The organism is Chloroflexota bacterium (assembly GCA_011322445.1).
Classification (GTDB): domain Bacteria; phylum Chloroflexota; class Anaerolineae; order Anaerolineales; family DRMV01; genus DRMV01.
In genome coordinates, this window is sequence record DRMV01000050.1 from 1 (window position 1) to 16,247 (window position 16,247).

A 16,247-nucleotide genomic window follows, 5' to 3' on the forward strand; every position below is an offset into this window, starting at 1 on the left:
AGTTCAGCAACGATGAGGTCTTTGATTTGGGTGATGCGTTCTGTGGTAGACTTCATTTGGGAGTCCTTTGGTGAGAGATAGATGATGCGTTTATCTCTGTTATACCAGAGGACTCCTTTTCTACAACATTTGAGTGCTCCCGGCGCTATGGCGGCCAAGGCGGGCGCGTGTGGTTGCAAAAGCATTGACGAAACGCCAGCCCACGGCTAAAATGGGCGCGCTGATTCGCCCGTCGGGGCGCTTTTTGTTGCCCCGACCAAACCCCGCCAGAGGAGCGAAGGTAGCCCCACCTGGGGTGAGAGGCGCTCCGAGGAAGGATATCATGGAACAGGTTGTTTTGAAAGCCGAACGGCGTCAGGTGATTGGCAAAAAGGTCAAGCAGTTGCGCCGGGAAGGCAAACTGCCCGCCGTGCTCTACGGCAAGCATATTGACCCCATTCCGCTGGTGTTGGATTACCGCGAGGCCGCGAAGGCGTTACGTGGCCTTTCCACCTCCACGCTGGTGATTTTGGAGGTCGAAGGCAAGCGCCATACGGCTGTGGTGCGCGAGCGTCAGAAGAACTACATCAAGGGCACCTTGCTGCATGTCGATTTCCAGGCGCTTTCGCTCACCGAAAAGATGCGCGCCGAAGTGCCCGTAGAACTGGAAGGCGAAGCCCCGGCGGTCAAGACCTACGGCGGCGTGCTGGTGCAGACCCTGGAATCGGTGGAAATCGAATCGCTGCCTGGCGACATGCCTGAGCGCCTGGTGGTTGACCTGGGCGCCCTGGCTGAAATCGGCGATAGCATCACCGTGGCCGATTTGGTGTTGCCGCCCAATGTCAAAGTGCTGGAAGAGCCGGACGAGACTATCGTCGTGGTGACGGCCCCGCGCAGCGAAGAAGACGTGGAAGCCGCCAGCGGCATTACCGAAGCCGAGGCCGAGCCCGAGGTCATTGCCAAGGGCAAGGAAGAAGAGGAAGAGGAGGAAGAGTAATCCTCTTCCTGTAGGCCAAAATGCTGCCTGTTGGACAATAACACCCCCTGCTGAGGCAGGGGGTGTTTCTTTGTTGGGAAAGCACGTTTTGAGGAGGAAGTGTTTAGGCCTGGGGTGTGGTGTTTTCCAGCAGCACGGTGTGGATGGGGTAGGGGATTTCAATGCCTTCCTGCGCAAAGGCCGTGTGAATGGCCTGCACTGCGGCGTCTTTGGCTTCCCACAGGCTCACAGCGGCAGGGTCAACCCAGAAATAGAGCGTCATATCAACAGAGGCGTCGTTGAAGGTGTGGAACACGGCCAGCGGCGCAGGGTCGTCTTTCAAGCCGGGGACGCTTTTTTGCAGGGCTGTTTCTGCCACGGTTTTGGCGTGAGCCAGGTCAGTGCCATACGCCACGCCCACTTGCACTTCGATCCGCCGCTTCTCGGCTCGGCTGAAGTTGACGATGGCCGAGGTGTAAACATCGGCATTCGGCAGGTATACCACCCGGCCGTCGAAAGTGCGGATGACGGTGGCCCGCAGGCTGATTTCCTCGACCGTGCCGGCAAAGTCGTTGACCTGAATGGCATCGCCCAGGTCAAAAGGTTGTTGCAGCAAAAGCAGGATGCCCGCCATCAGGTTTTTGCTCACATCTTGCAGGGCAAAACCCACGGTGAAGCCGAGGATGCCTACGCCAGTGAGGAAGGCCGTGATGTTGAAGCCTACTTGCTGAAGGGCCATGCTGGCTGCGAGGCCAATGACGCCCCAGTGGGTGGTCTGCGAGAAAAGCGCCACCAGCGATTTTTCCGTGCCGCGGCGTTCCAGCCACCGCCGGAGGAGTTTCCCCAGCCAGGCTGCAGCCCACACACCGGCCGCCAAAATCACCATCGCGGCGATCAGGTTAGGCAGGAATTTCAGCGTCGTCAGCACCAGTTCGTCCCACGTGACACCCATCGTTTGCCTCCCGGGGTAGAATAGAAATGTGGTGGCATCGTGCTGCCCGAAGTATAACACCGCGAGGCTTTCCCCGTCATGGCTTCCCCTCTGGTTTCCGTGCTGGTGCCGGTTTACAACGCTGCGGCGACGCTGGAAGAGGCGCTCGGCAGCCTTGCCGCGCAGACTTTCCCCGATTATGAAATTGTGGCTGTGGACGACGGCTCGGATGATGGCTCGTTGGCCCTGCTGGAAGCCTGGGCGCGCCGGGAACCCCGCCTGCGGGTGCTGCGGCAGCCCCACCAGGGCGTGACGGCGGCGCTTTCCCGCGGCCTGGAAGCCTGCCGCGCCCCGCTGGTGGCGCGCATGGATGCCGACGATACCGCCCACCCCGAACGCCTTGCCCGCCAGGTTGCCTTTCTGGAGGCGCATCCCGAGGTGGCTGTGCTGGGCACTCGCGTCCGCCTGCACGCCGATGGCTTGCACGGCGGCGGCATGCAGGCGTACCTGGACTGGCAAAACCGCCTGCTCACCGATGCCGCCATCCGCCGCGAGATTTTCATCGAAAGCCCTTTTGTGCACCCCTCGGTGATGTTCCGGCGGTCGGCGGTGCTGGCTGTTGGCGGCTATCAAGAAACTCCCTGGCTGGAAGACTACGACCTCTGGCTGCGGCTTTACCTGGCCGGGGCGCGCTTTGCCAAACTGCCCGCCGTGCTGCTGGACTGGCGCGACCATCCGCAGCGTGTGACCCGCAGCGACAGGCGCGCCTCGCTGGAAAATCTGTTGCGCCTGAAAGCGCACTACCTGGCGCTCGGCCCGCTGCGCGGCCGCGACGCGGTGATTGTGTGGGGTGCGGGCATGGCAGGCCGCCGCCTGAGCAAACATTTGCTGCGGGAAGGCGTGCCACTGACGGCTTTTGTGGATATTGACCCGCGTAAAATCGGCCGCACCCGGCGCGACAGGCCGATTTACGCCGCCGATGCGCTCCCCGACCTGTGGGCGCGCTACCGCTACCCCGCCGTCGTGGTCGCTGTCGGGGCGCGCCACGCGAAAGAACTCATCCGCCCCCGCCTGACGGCCTGGGGCCTGATGGAAGGGCGGGATTGGTGGTTTGCGGCGTAGGCGGGTGGCGGCGTAGTCGCGTTGTCAGATGGTCGGGTAGCGGGGTAGGCGCATCGTGCCGCCTCCCGAATCCCCGAATCCCCAATCCCCCAATCCCTCACCCTGTCCCATCCTTCTCACCTTTGGAGATTTTCCCATGAACCAACTTTCCCGTTTCCCTCTTGCTGCTTTGCCCACGCCGGTGATGCCGCTGCCGCGGCTGAGCGAGGCGCTGGGCTTCCGCCTGCTGGTGAAGCGCGACGACCTCACCGGCCTGGCTTTTGGCGGCAACAAGACCCGCAAACTGGAACTGTTGCTCGCCGATGCCCTCGCCCAGGGCGCAGATATGGTGCTGACCACCGGTGCGGCGCAGTCCAACCATTGCCGCCAGACCGCCGCTGCGGCTGCCAGGGCCGGGCTGGCCTGTCGGCTGGTGTTGATGAAGCCGCCCAAACCTTCCGGCAACCTGCTGCTGGACGGCCTGTTGGGGGCCGAGGTGCGCTGGACGACCCGCGAGCGCCGCGATGCCGACCTGGCGCACGCGGCCGAAGAAGCCGCCGCCGAGGGCCGCAAGCCTTACCTTATCCCTTATGGCGGCTCCAACGCTTTGGGCGCGGCAGCCTATGCTTACGCGCTGGAAGAACTGCTCGCGCAGGATGTGCTGCCCGACACCATCGTCTTTGCCACCTCTTCAGGCGGCACGCAGGCCGGGCTGGTGGCCGGGGCGCGCCTGCTGGGCTTCCGGGGGCGCATTCTCGGCATCAGCGTGGACGAACCGGCCGGGGTGCTCAAGCCGCGCGTCGCCGCGCTGGCTTCCCAAACCACTGCCTTGCTCGGCGAGCCTGCCGATTTTCGCCCCGCTGACATTCTGGTGGAAGACGCCTACGCTGCCCCTGGCTATGGCGTGCTGACCGGGGCTGAGGAAGCCGCCATTTTGCGCTTTGCCCGCGCCGAAGGGCTGCTGGTCGACCCGGTTTACACCGGCCGCGCCGCAGCAGGCTTGCTGGACCTGGCTTCTCAAGGCGCTTTCCGCAAAGGCGAAACAGTGCTCTTCTGGCATACCGGTGGCACCCCCGGCCTGTTTGCCGGCGATTACGCTGAACGCCTTGCTAAAGCCGCAGGGCTGATATAATGGGTGAACAGTGTTCAGCGCTCGGTGAATAGTGCGCCGTTGGGCGCATTCCCCTAATTCCATGTTGAGGAGATGAGCTATGGAACTGCGTAACGTGCCTGGCCCCAAGGCCAAAGCGATTCTGGCGCGTGACCGCGAGGTGATTCCCCCCGCGGTCGCTCGAGTGGCTGATTTTGTGATGTCCCACGGCAAGGGCGCGGAAGTGTGGGACGTGGACGGCTACCGCTATGTGGATTTGATTGCCGGCATTGCCGTCAACTCCACCGGCCACAGCCATCCCAAAGTGGTCAAGGCAATTCAAGAGCAGGCCGAGAAGTTTCTTCACATCTCTGCTGACTATTACCATGAACTTTGGGTACGCCTGGCCGAGCGCCTCAACGATATTGCTCCTTTTGGAGAGCCAGGCATGGTTTTCCTGGCCAATTCCGGTGCGGAAAGCGTCGAGGCCGCGCTCAAAGTGGCCAAGAACTATACCAAACGCAAGTTTTTCATCGCCTTCCTGAGCGCCTTTCACGGGCGCACGATGGGCGCGCTGGCGTTCACGGCCAGCAAGGCCCGCTATCGCGCCAATTATTACCCGTGGATGCCCGGTGTAATTCACGTGCCTTACCCCGATGCCTACCGCCCGGTGCTGGTTTCCAAACCCGGCGAAGATTACGGCGAAACCGTGGTGCGCTATATCGAAGAGCAGGTGCTGGATAAACTGGTACCTGCCGATGAGGTCGCGGGCATCATCGTGGAACCCATCCAGGGGGAAGGCGGCTATGTCGTCCCGCCCGATGGCTTCTTCCCCGCCCTGCGGAAGTTGTGCGACAAATACGGCATCCTGCTCATCGACGACGAAGTGCAGGCGGGCATGGGGCGCACCGGTAAGTGGTGGGCCATTCAGCACTGGAACGTGGAGCCGGATATCGTCTGCACGGCCAAGGGCATTGCTTCGGGGGTGCCGCTGGGCGCCATCATTGGGCGCAAGCACATCATGGAAACCTGGCCCCCTGGTGCCCACGGCAACACCTATGGCGGCAACCCGCTGGCTTCCGCCGCGGCTTTAGCGACGATTGACCTGATTGAGCAGGAATACATGCAGAACGCGGCTGAACTGGGCGCGTATGCCCTGGAACGCCTGCAGGAAATGGCTGAGCGCCATCCGCATATCGGCCAGGTGCGCGGCAAGGGCTTGATGATCGGCGTGGACTTCGTGCGTGACCGCGAGAGCCGCGAATACTACCCCGAATTTCGCGACAAGGTGGTTGATTACACCTTCCGCCTGGGCGCGCTGATGATGGGCTGCGGCAAGAGCACCGCTCGCATGGCCCCTCCCCTGGCAATCACGAAAGCGTTGCTGGATGAAGGGCTGGAGATTTTCGAAGAGGCCATCCGCCTGACCGAAAAAGACCTCGGCTAACCCCCGTTCCCTTTTCCGGGCATCAGGGCCTGGGATATGCCGGTGCCCTGATGCCCGGAGGCCCTGATGCCTTGATGCCCGGATTTTGATTTTCTATGCTCCCCGACTTCCGTATCTACCAACGCGATTCGCTGCTTGAGATCACCCGTGCCCTCACCCAGGAACTTGACCTGGACAAACTGCTGGCGCAGATTTTGCGCTTTGCGGTGGAAATGCTGGCAGGGCAGGCAGGGCTGATCGCGCTGCGCCAGGAACATCGCGGCTGGGAAGTGGCTGCAGCGCACGGCATTCCCTCGGGGTTTCTCAAGCATGTGGAATCGTTGTTGGAGGACGTGCCACTGCACGAAGACGCCGCCCGCCATGAGCTTCCTGAGGTATATCGCCGTCTGGAAGCCCTGACGCGCGCCGCCAGCCTGGGCTTGTTGAGTGGGGTGGGGTTGCCGCTCATTTTCCATCAGCAGGTCATTGGGGTTATTTTCATCTTTCGCAGTTATGCAGGGGTGTTTTCCGCCGACGACCGCGTGTTGCTGCAAAGTTTTGCCGACCAGGCGGCCATTGCCGTGCGCAACGCGCAGCTTTACCAGCAAGTGCGGCACGAAAAGCATCGTCTCGACGCCTTGCTCGATGCCGTCGCCGATGGTATGTTCATTTTGGCCCCCGACCACACCATCGAGCGCTGCAACCCGGCTTTTGCGCGGCTTTATGGTGCGCCGCGTGAGGCCATTCGCGGCTACAAACACGAAGAAATTATCCGTTGGCAGCACGTGGAACACGGCCTGCCGCTGGAAGTCGCCGAGGCCGGTGGCTGGCCGCTGACCCCGCGCGCCACCCTCTACGTCCAGGGCGACCTGCTGCGCCCCAACGACTTGCCGCCGCTGCCCGTGGGCATCACTTACGCGCCGGTGTTGGATACCGAAGGCCGTCTGGTCAACATCATTGCTACAGCCCGCGACATTACCCACTTCCGGGAAGCCGAAGAACTCAAATCCACTTTTATTTCCATCGTTAGCCACGAACTTAAAACCCCCATTGCCCTCATCAAGGGCTATGTCAGCACCCTGCGCCGCGAAGATGTCCGCTGGGATGACCAGATTGTGCAGGAAAGCCTGCAAGTGATTGAAGAAGAGGCCGACCGGCTGGCGCAACTGGTGGAAAGCCTGCTGGAAGCCTCGCGGCTGCAGGCTGGCGCAGTGGAATTGCACAAGGGGGAAGTGTCGCTGTATCATCTGGCGGCGCGGCTGACGCAGCGTATGGCCGTCTCCGACCCCCATCACACTTATGCCAATCAGGTGCCGGAAGATTTCCCGATTGTAGAGGCCGACGAGCAGCGGCTGGAGCAGGTGCTTTCCAATCTGCTTTCCAACGCGGCCAAGTATTCGCCGGAGGGCACGACCATCTGGGTGGAAGGGCTGACCCGCCCCGACCAGGTGGTGGTGTGCGTGCAGGATGAAGGCCCCGGCATTGCCGTGGAAGACGCCCCGCACATCTTCGACCGTTTCTACCGCGCCCACGACGCCGTCAAGCACACCAAAGGCGCGGGGCTGGGGCTGTATCTGGCGCGCGCCATCGTGGAAGCCCACGGCGGCCGCATCTGGGTTGACCCCAGCGAGCGCGGGGCGCGGGTGTGCTTTTCCTTGCCTCGCTGAGCGAAGGCGGGTAAACTCTTACCGCTCGACTAACCGACTAACTGACTAACCTTATCCCATCAACGAGGACCCCCATGCCTAAAACGCAAATTCCCTGCCCCCAGTGCGGCCAGCCGGTGATGGCCGAAATTCGTCAGGTGTTTGACCTCAACGAAGACCCCGCGGCCAAGCAAACGCTGCTTTCCGGCGCGTTCAACATCATCCAGTGCCCCTACTGCGGCTTCCAGGGGCGCGCCGAAGCGCCCATCGTGTACCACGACCCCGAAAAAGAACTGCTGCTCACCTACTACCCCCCCGCTTTGGGGCGCAGCCGCGACGAGCAAGAAAAGGCCCTCGGCGCCTTGCTCAACCAGATCATCAACCGCCTGCCGCCCGAAAAGCGCAAGGCTTACTTATTGCAGCCCCAGACCATGCTCACCTTCCAGGGGCTGGTGGAGCGCATTCTGGAAGCCGACGGCATCACCAAGGAAATGCTCAAAGCGCAGGAAGACCGCGTCCGCCTCATCGAGCGCCTGATGACGGCTTCCGGTGACGATGTGCGCAAGGTGATTCTGGAGCAGGAAAAGGCGCTGGTAGATGCCGATTTCTTCCTGCTGCTGCAGCGTCTGATTGAGGCCGCCAGCATGGGCGGCGACCGCCGCAGCGCCGAGGCCCTGCTGGCTGTGTACAACGCCGCGGTAGAGCACAGCGACTACGGCCAGAAAATCAAAGCCCAACAGGAAGCCGTCAAGGCGGTGGAAGAAACCATCCGCAAACTGGGGGCACGTCCCACCCTCGACGACGTGGTCGATGCCTTCGTCGCTGCGGCGGACGATGATCTGCAATTGCAGGCCCTGGCGGGCACCCTGCGGCCGGTGATGGACTACACCTTCTTCCAGCGGCTCAGCGAGCGCATCGAGGCGGCGTCGGGCGAAGAAAAGGCGCGCCTGGAACGCCTGCGCGAGCGCCTCCTGGAACTCGGCAAGCAGTTCGATGAAATTCTCAACCAGGAGATGGAAGCCCGCCGCCAGATGGTCGAAAAGGTGCTTCAGGCCGAGGATGTGGAAAAGGCTCTGCGGGAAGCCGCGCCTTATATTGACGAGGTTTTCCTGAGCCTGCTGGAAGAGGCGCTGCAGGAAGCCCGCAAACAGGGCGATATTCAGCGCAGCGCCCGCATCAACCAGGTGCTCGAGACTTTGGACAAGATGTTTGCCCCTCCGCCGGAAGTGGCGTTGATAGAAGACCTGCTCAAAGCCCCCGACGAAGCCGCGCGCCACAAACTGCTGGAAGCCCACCGCGACCTGGTCAACGAGGCCTTCGTGCAGCAAATGGCGGCGCTGGTGGGGCAATTGCAACAGCAAGGCGCCCCGGCGGAGACCGTCCGGCGCGCCCACGAAGCCTACCAGCAGGCCATGCGCTACTACATGAGCCACAGCGTGCATTTGTAGGCGGGTTTTGTAGGGCGGGATGCTTTCCCGCCCTGCTTCTTTTGAAAAGGCGCTTTTTGGAGTGCGGCGACAAGTCGCCGCTTTCCAAAGCGGTGCCCAGGCACCGCACTCCAAAAGAAAACGGCTCGCTTTGAGCCCTTTTGGCGGGATGATTTCCTACCTACGCGCTTTCCGGCGGCACGGCGATGGCTTCCACGAGATAGTCGTCTTCCCTTTGCCCTGCCAGCCCGACCACAAGGTGATACAGCGCCCAGAGTTCCAGCGCAAAGGGCAAATAGCCGCCGTAGCCGAGCAGGGGCATCTCGAAAATGTGCCAGAAGCCCACAAAGGGGACGTGATACACCCACTTGGGGTACGAGAAATAGTTCCACATCTCCCAGAAAAAGGCCGTCACCAGCACCCCTGCCCACAAAGTGTAGATGGGCTGCCAGTTGCGCCGCGCCGTCCAGCGCAGCAGCGAGGGAAAGTCCAGCCAAGCGTTGAGGGGTTCCAGCACGAAATATACCGAAAGCCACAAAAAGGGGAAGCAATAGCGCGGGAAGGCCAGCAGCAATCCTAACATTACCCAGCCGCTGAGGAACGCCCCCCACAGCACAGCGGGGGTGGGGCGCACGCGCGGCCCTTTCAGCGGGCGGTTGAAGGGCGAAAAAGTCCGCATCAGTTGCGCGGTGCCAAACACGGCGGGCATCACCGTTGAAAAACTCAGCGTTGCCAGCAGCGCGTACTGGGTGTTGGTGAAGAACTCCCGCCCCACATAGTGCCAGTTTTGCGTGCGCAGGTTGAGGGCCTCGAACAGCCACCATGCCGGGGCGGAGATGATGAACAGCAACACATAGCGCCGCGGCGAGCGACTGAACAGCGATTCCCCCCGGCGGCAGAAGGTCAGTGCGTCCACCGTGAGCGCATAGCCCAGCCACAGCGGGAAAAAGGCCAGATGGGTACGCAGGCCGGGCCAGAACCAGTTGACCGGCCAGAACACGGCGACCAACGCCAGCCCAATCCATCCACGGCGCGGAAAAGCACGGGCTTTACACCAATGTGACATGATCGACCTCGGTTGAGAGAAGTTGAGTGATGCCTTAAACTTTTATCAGAAATCCGTAAAATCTGGAAGAGCATGCTGGCAAAGGGGGAAACTTTGGTAGAATGTAAGCAGGTTCCGTAGCGCCACTAATAAGGAAACAGCCTTTACGGGCGGTTTCCCGATGGCAAGCGACCCAAGCACCACGGAAACGTGTGAAGGAGGCAGTACCGTGGCCGGAATGGAACGGTTCACTCAAAGGGCTCGGCGGGTGCTGAGCCTGGCGCATCAGGAAGCCGAACAGATGCGCCATTCCCAAATTGGCAGCGAACATCTGCTGCTCGGCCTGGTGCGTGAAGAAGGCGGCGTGGCCGGGCGGGTTTTGCGCGAATTGGGGCTGGAGCCGCAGCGTGTGCAGGAAATCGTTGCCCGGCAAATCGGCCCCGGAGATTATACCGGGGGCCAGATTGACCTGGCCCCTGAAACCCAGCAGATTTTGCGTTACGCTCTGGAAGAAGCCACGCGCCTGGGGCATCAGTATATCGGCACCGAGCATCTTTTGCTGGGCCTGCTGCGGATGCCCGATAGCATGGCGATGCGCGTGCTGCACCGCCTGGGCGTCACGCCCGACCAGATTCGGCGGCAAACCCGCCGGGTGTTGCACGAAACCGGCAGCATGACATCCACCCGCCCCCAGGCCGGAAGGCGCGGCAAGAAAGAGCAAAAAAAGGCTTCGTTGTTGGAGCAACTGGCCACCGACCTCACCGCCCTGGCCGAAGCAGGCGAACTGGACCCCGTCATCGGGCGGGAGACCGAAATCGAGCGCGTCATTCAAATTCTGGCGCGGCGCACCAAAAACAACCCGGCCCTCATTGGCGAGCCCGGTGTGGGCAAAACCGCCATCGTGGAAGGCCTGGCCCAGCGCATTGTGGAAGGCAATGTGCCCGCGCCACTTCTGGGCAAGCGGGTGCTGCAACTGGATGTCGGCTCGCTGGTCGCGGGCACCATATACCGTGGTCAGTTCGAGGAACGCCTGAAGCGCGTGATCGACGAACTCAAGGCGTCTGAAGCCATCCTCTTCATCGACGAATTCCACATGCTGGTGGGCGCGGGTGCGGCAGGCTCGGCGGTGGACGCAGCCAACATCCTCAAACCCGCGCTTTCCCGCGGAGAATTGCAGGTCATCGGCGCGACCACGCTGGACGAGTACCGCAAGTACATCGAAAGCGACTCGGCCCTGGAGCGCCGCTTCCAGCCGGTGATGGTGGACGAGCCCTCGGTGGAAGAGACGGTAGAGATTCTCAAAGGCGTGCGGCCGGTGTATGAAGAACACCACCACCTCAGCATCTCCGACGAGGCGCTGGAATCGGCGGCGCGGCTTTCCGCCCGCTATGTCAGCGACCGCTTTTTGCCCGACAAGGCCATCGACCTGGTGGACGAGGCGGCTTCCCGCGTGCGGATGTACAAAAGCCCCACCGCCCAGCAAAGCCGCGCCCTGATCGACGAACTCCGCCGCCTGCGGGAAAACCTGGCCCTCGCGCTGGAAAACAACCAGTCCGAAGAGGCTTATGCCCTCCAAGAGAGAATCCGCGCGGTCGAAGCCGACCTGGAGCAACTGCGCGTCGGTTGGGACCGGGCCACCAGCCCCACGGTGACGTCGGAAGACATCGCCGAGGTGGTTTCCATGTGGACGGGCGTGCCTGTGACCCAACTCGCCAACGAAGAGAGCGAGCGCCTGCTGCGCATGGAAGAGGAACTCAAGCGCCAGATTGTGGGGCAGGATGAAGCCATCGAAAGCATCGCCAAAGCGGTGCGGCGGGCGCGGGCTGGCCTGAAAGACCCCCACCGCCCGATTGGGTCTTTCCTCTTCCTCGGCCCCACCGGCGTGGGCAAGACCGAACTCACCAAAGCCCTGGCGCGCTTCATGTTTGGCAGCGAAGACGCCCTCATCCACCTGGATATGTCGGAATTCATGGAGCGCCACACCACCAGCCGTTTGGTGGGCGCCCCGCCGGGCTATGTGGGCTACGAGGAAGCCGGACAACTCACCGAAGCCATCCGCCGCCGTCCTTATTCCATCGTGGTGTTCGACGAAATCGAAAAAGCCCATCCGGAAGTCCACAACATGCTGCTGCAAATCATGGAAGAAGGCCACCTCACCGATGCCAAAGGCCGCAAGGTGGATTTCCGCAACGCCATCATCATCATGACCTCCAACGTGGGCGCCGACATGATCAAGCGGCAGACCTCGCTGGGCTTCCGCCTGCAGCGCGATCAGGCGCTGGAAGAGCGGCTTTCGTATCAGGAGATGCGCAAGAAGTTGCTGGAATCGCTGAAGCGTGTCTTCCGCCCTGAGTTCATCAACCGTGTCGATGCGGTCATCGTCTTCCGCTCGCTGAGCAAGGAAGACATCTTGGAAATCGTCTCGCTGGAACTGGGGAAGGTGCAGGCGCGGCTGGCCGAGCAAGGCTACACGCTGGAAGCCACCCCCGCGGCGCTGGAACGCCTGGCCGAACTGGGCTATGACCCTGAGATGGGCGCCCGTCCTCTGCGGCGGGTCATCCAGCAGAAAGTGGAAGACCCGATTTCGGAAGCTCTGCTGGGTGGGGCGTTTGGCGAAGGCACAGGTATTGTGGTGGATGTGGACGAAGAAGGCGAAATTGTGCTGCGCGCGGCTGAGGAAACCAGCGAGGAAAGCCCGCCCGCCCTGCCACTGCCGGCAGCGTAGGGCGTGTGCTCTCGCACCGAAGCCGTCTCGCTTGAGATGAGGTAAACAAACAACGGCAATTTTGCATCGGCAAACACCCGCCGATACCGATGCCCCAGTGTGTCCCAGACCACTGGGGCATCGAAGTTGGGGCGGGTGACGATGAGCGCGCAGGGGTCGAAGGGAGGCCAGGCAGCCGCGAAACGTGCCGTGGGGTTAGTGACGAGCACGTGCTCGAACCGTAGCCCTGGCTTGGAAGGGCTCAGGAGATACCAGAAAACATACTCTAACCCGTTGGCGTTGGTGTATAGCCCAATCTGATTGCATTGGGTGTTTTCCAACACGCTCATGGCCTGCACATAAGGCTGCTGCAGCCTACGGGCAGGCAGAAAGAGGCGCTCTGTGGGCGAAAGATGCCGGATGTTGCTGGCACCTTGCAAGGGGCGTTGCACGTTTTGGAAAAGCGGGCGAGGCACCAGGGCCAAGATGGTGAGCAGTGCCAGCCCGGCCACCCATTTGCGTCCCCGGCTTGCTCGCTGGAGCAGCCAGACCACCACGGGCACGCTCATCAGCAGCCAGGGGAGTTGCAGGCGGGTAATCCAGGGCTGCCATTTAATCAGGGCGGTGAAAAGTCCCCACGAGGCCCACAAAGCCAGGGTGTAAGTGCGCAGCGTGCGGTCGCCTTTCCAAAGGGTCAGCGGCGTGGCGAGTAAAAGAATCAGGAGGTAGGTGAAGGCGCCTCCTTCGTCTTCGCTGGGCAGTTTCCGGTTGGGTACGTGGAAGGTGTGGCCCTTCTCGGTAAAGCGCGGGTCGGAAGGGTCTAAATGCAGTAAATGTTGGTGCACCCATACCACACCGCGCTCGGTGGGGGTAGCCAGCGAAAAGGCCGTATGTGGAATGTAAGGGTAGCCTGCCGAGGCATCGGAAGCCATTTGACGCAGGTTGTTCGATACCCACCCGCGCCAGTCAAGGCCTTCCATGAAATAAAACTGACGGACGCCGGGTGAGCCAAAGGGGTGCCCAAAGACTTCCCAATTGCGGTACCACGGCCCTGCCACCAGCGCCCCAGTGAAAGCCGCCGCCAGCAAAAGCCAGCGCCATTGCCTGTCGCGCAGCATTAGCACCAGCCACCACACCCCGAAGACAAACAGCCAGGGGTAAGCGGTGCCTTTGGTACGGAGTGCAAGCCCCAGCGCCAGGGCGCCTGCCAGCAGCCAGTGGGGGTTGCGCGAGCGGCGGTAGAGCAGCAAAGTGTAGAGGAAGCCCACCGCCCAATAGGCAATTACCAGGTCGTTTTGGGTGCTGGAAGCCTGCAGAATTGCCATGGGGATGGCTGCGACGGCCCACCGTGCCCAAACGTTGCTGGCGCGTGGCACCACCAACTGCACGAAATCTGGCAGCACAATGAAAAGGCTCAAGAGTGCCCACCACTGCACGAATGCAGCAAAATGATCGCTGCCTGTGAGCAGCCGCAGCCACAACATGGTTTCTTCTGCCCACGGCATCTGGTAAATCTGGCGCAGAATGTGGGTGGGGTAAGGTGCGACGCTGTGGTCTTGTGCCCAGTGAATGACTCGCCCCAGGTGGTAAGTCCAGGCGTCTATGGTGTTGGGAGGTGTCACCCAGGCCAGGTAAGCCGTGACACCCAAAATCAGCAGCGGCAGGCTCCAACTCAGCAGGGTTTCCCGCGAAACTTCCGGCCAGCGCGGGCGTTGCGAGGGTGGTGTGGTGTGCCACAGGTATCCCACCATCGCGGCGAAAGCCAGTGTAAGCGTTCCTTGCGCTACCACGGCGGCGGTGGGCGTCAGCAACCGCCACCAACTCAGCCCTTCAGTGAGTAATGCTAAGATGGCGCCAAAGAGCAGGGTAGCGAGGAAATACGCGCGCGCCCAGGGCAGCCGCGCCCGCAGGCGTACTACCACCGTGAGCAAAAGCCAATTGAGGGGGAGTAACCAGGTCATGGGGGCGTGGTCTCCTGGTTGGTCTGAGAACGCTTTCTCATTTTAACCCACTTGCCCTCACCGCCTGCCCGGCTGGGGCGTCGGTGAGGGCAAGCGCATGGCGTCTTTGTTGCGCCGATTATTCGAGCACGGGCACGAACTTGAATTGGGTGACGTCTACCAGCCCTTTATCCGAAAGCCGCAGTTCGGGGATGACGACCAGCGCCATCAGGGCAAGTTGCATGTTGGGGTTCTGAATGGTGCAGCCGCATGCACGGAAGCCTTCCAGCACGGTGGCGGCTTTTTTCGCCACGACGTCGGCGCGTTCGGTGGACATCAACCCCGCGATGGGCAGTTCCACCAGGCCGATGACCTGACCGTCTTTCACGACCACCTGACCACCCTGCACCTCCGCGAGTTTGTTGGCCGCGACAGCCATGCTTTCTTCGTCAGTGCCGACCACGAGCATGTGGTGGCTGTCGTGCGCCACGGTGGAAGCTACCGCACACTTGCCGCGGAAGCCAAAGCCGTGCACCAGGCCCACCTGCACCGTGCCAGTGGCGTGGTGGCGTTCTACCAGCGCGGCTTTGGCCAGGTCCAGGTCGGCGTTGGGCTTCACTTCGCCGTCGGTGACGGGCACTTCCATCACCAGGTGTTTGGTGGGCGCCTGCCCTTCGATGATGCCGATGACATGGGCTTTGACCGTGCCGCTGGCTTTGGGCGCGGGCAGGCGGAAGTCGGCGGCAGTGAGCGGGTGCCCCAGGTGCACCGATTGCCGCGCCCATTCGGGGTAGGGGTAGGCGGGCAAGTCAATCAGCATTTTGCCGCCTTCGGCAATCAGGCGGCCTTTGGCAAACACCTTGTGCGCGTGGAAGTCGGCGATGTCGGGCACCAGCAGGATGTCAGCCCAGCGGCCCGGGGCGATCATGCCGATGTCGCGGCTGAGGCCGAAGTGTTCGGCGGTGTTGATGGTCATCATCTGGATGGCGGTCAGCGGCGGCAGCCCCTGGCTGACCGCGTGGCGCAGCACACGGTCCATGTGGCCTTCGTTGACCAGGGTTTCGGCGTGGCTGTCGTCGGTGCAGAGCAAAAAGCGGCGGGAATCCAGCCTCATTTCGGTAATGGCTTTGACCTGCGGGGCGACATCCAGCCAGCCGGAGCCGTAGCGCAGCATAGCCTTCATGCCCTGGCGGACGCGAGCCACTGCGTCTTCCAGACGGGTGCCTTCGTGGTCGTCTTCGGGGCCGCCGGCCACATAGCCGTGGAAGGGCAGGCCCAGGTCGGGGCTGGCGTAGTGCCCGCCGATGGTCTTGCCCGCGGCGGCGGTTTCGGCCATTTCGCGCAGCATTTTTTCGTCGCCGTTGAACACGCCGGGGAAGTTCATCATTTCGCCCAGGCCGATGATGCCTTCCCATTGCATGGCCTCGGCAACATCTTCGGGCGTAATCGAGCCGCCGGGGGTTTCCAGCCCGGGGGCGGAAGGCACGCACGAGGGCACCTGCACCCACACGTGGATGGGCTGCTGGCGGGCTTCGTCCACCATCAGGCGCACGCCCTTCAGGCCGAAGACGTTGGCAATTTCGTGGGGGTCAACGAACATGCCCGTGGTGCCGTGGGGGGCGGCGGCGCGCACGAATTCCGTCACCGTGACCATGCCCGATTCCACGTGCATGTGGCCGTCCAGCAGGCCGGGCACGAGGTACATGCCTTCGGCGTCCACCACGGTGGTGTGCTCGCCGATGGCGTGGGAAGCATCGGCGCCTACGAAGGCAATGCGGCCATCGGCCACCGCGACGTCGGTGTGGGGGATGATTTCGCCGCTCTGCACGCTCACCCACTTGCCGTTGCGGATGACCAGATCCGCGGGTTCGCGCCCCATAGCGACGGCGACGAGTTTCTGGCGGGTTTGATACCAGGTTTTGGCGTCCATGATAACCTCCGCGTGATAAGGGAACCGCAGATTTCACAGATTACGCAGATTT

At 62.2% G+C, this 16,247-nt stretch carries 10 protein-coding genes; 7 read left to right on the top strand and 3 right to left on the bottom strand.

What is annotated here, in order from left to right:
• Window positions 1–169 precede the first annotated feature (169 nt).
• A complete protein-coding gene (locus ENJ54_11575) occupies window positions 170–976 on the top strand; it encodes a 50S ribosomal protein L25 (protein HFC10475.1) in 807 nt (268 codons plus the stop codon).
• A gap of 103 nt (window positions 977–1,079) precedes the next feature.
• On the opposite strand, the gene ENJ54_11580 is transcribed toward ENJ54_11575, so the two are convergent.
• Complete coding sequence (locus ENJ54_11580) at window positions 1,080–1,907, bottom strand: mechanosensitive ion channel (GenBank protein HFC10476.1); 828 nt, start codon at window positions 1,905–1,907, stop codon at window positions 1,080–1,082.
• A gap of 78 nt (window positions 1,908–1,985) precedes the next feature.
• On the opposite strand from ENJ54_11580, the gene ENJ54_11585 reads away from it, so the two are divergent.
• The 5 genes from ENJ54_11585 (at window position 1,986) to ENJ54_11605 (ending at window position 8,597) form a co-directional block, all read left to right on the top strand.
• The gene (locus tag ENJ54_11585) at window positions 1,986–3,008 is read left to right on the top strand and encodes a glycosyltransferase (GenBank protein HFC10477.1); all 1,023 of its coding nucleotides are present in this window, start codon (window positions 1,986–1,988) and stop codon (window positions 3,006–3,008) included.
• Window positions 3,009–3,144: 136 nt separating this feature from the next.
• A complete protein-coding gene (locus ENJ54_11590) occupies window positions 3,145–4,119 on the top strand; it encodes a pyridoxal-phosphate dependent enzyme (protein HFC10478.1) in 975 nt (324 codons plus the stop codon).
• A gap of 79 nt (window positions 4,120–4,198) precedes the next feature.
• Entirely contained in the window at window positions 4,199–5,524 is a 1,326-nt protein-coding gene (locus ENJ54_11595) for an acetyl ornithine aminotransferase family protein (protein HFC10479.1), read from the top strand.
• A 95-nt stretch (window positions 5,525–5,619) separates the two neighbouring features.
• Window positions 5,620–7,170 carry a PAS domain-containing protein gene (locus ENJ54_11600; GenBank protein HFC10480.1) on the top strand — a complete coding sequence of 517 codons (1,551 nt, stop codon included), beginning with the start codon at window positions 5,620–5,622 and terminating at the stop codon, window positions 7,168–7,170.
• A 74-nt stretch (window positions 7,171–7,244) separates the two neighbouring features.
• On the top strand, window positions 7,245–8,597 hold the full coding sequence (locus ENJ54_11605) for a hypothetical protein (GenBank protein ID HFC10481.1): 1,353 nt from the start codon (window positions 7,245–7,247) through the stop codon (window positions 8,595–8,597).
• Window positions 8,598–8,757: 160 nt separating this feature from the next.
• Here the strand turns inward: ENJ54_11605 and ENJ54_11610 are convergent, their stop codons facing one another.
• A complete protein-coding gene (locus ENJ54_11610; protein HFC10482.1) occupies window positions 8,758–9,642 on the bottom strand; it encodes a hypothetical protein in 885 nt (294 codons plus the stop codon).
• 208 nt (window positions 9,643–9,850) lie between these two features.
• On the opposite strand from ENJ54_11610, the gene ENJ54_11615 reads away from it, so the two are divergent.
• Complete coding sequence (locus ENJ54_11615) at window positions 9,851–12,346, top strand: ATP-dependent Clp protease ATP-binding subunit (GenBank protein ID HFC10483.1); 2,496 nt, start codon at window positions 9,851–9,853, stop codon at window positions 12,344–12,346.
• 2,058 nt (window positions 12,347–14,404) lie between these two features.
• Here ENJ54_11615 and ade read toward each other — a convergent pair.
• Window positions 14,405–16,195: an adenine deaminase gene (ade, locus tag ENJ54_11620; protein ID HFC10484.1), complete on the bottom strand. Its 1,791-nt coding sequence runs from the start codon at window positions 16,193–16,195 to the stop codon at window positions 14,405–14,407.
• Window positions 16,196–16,247: the final 52 nt, after the last annotated feature.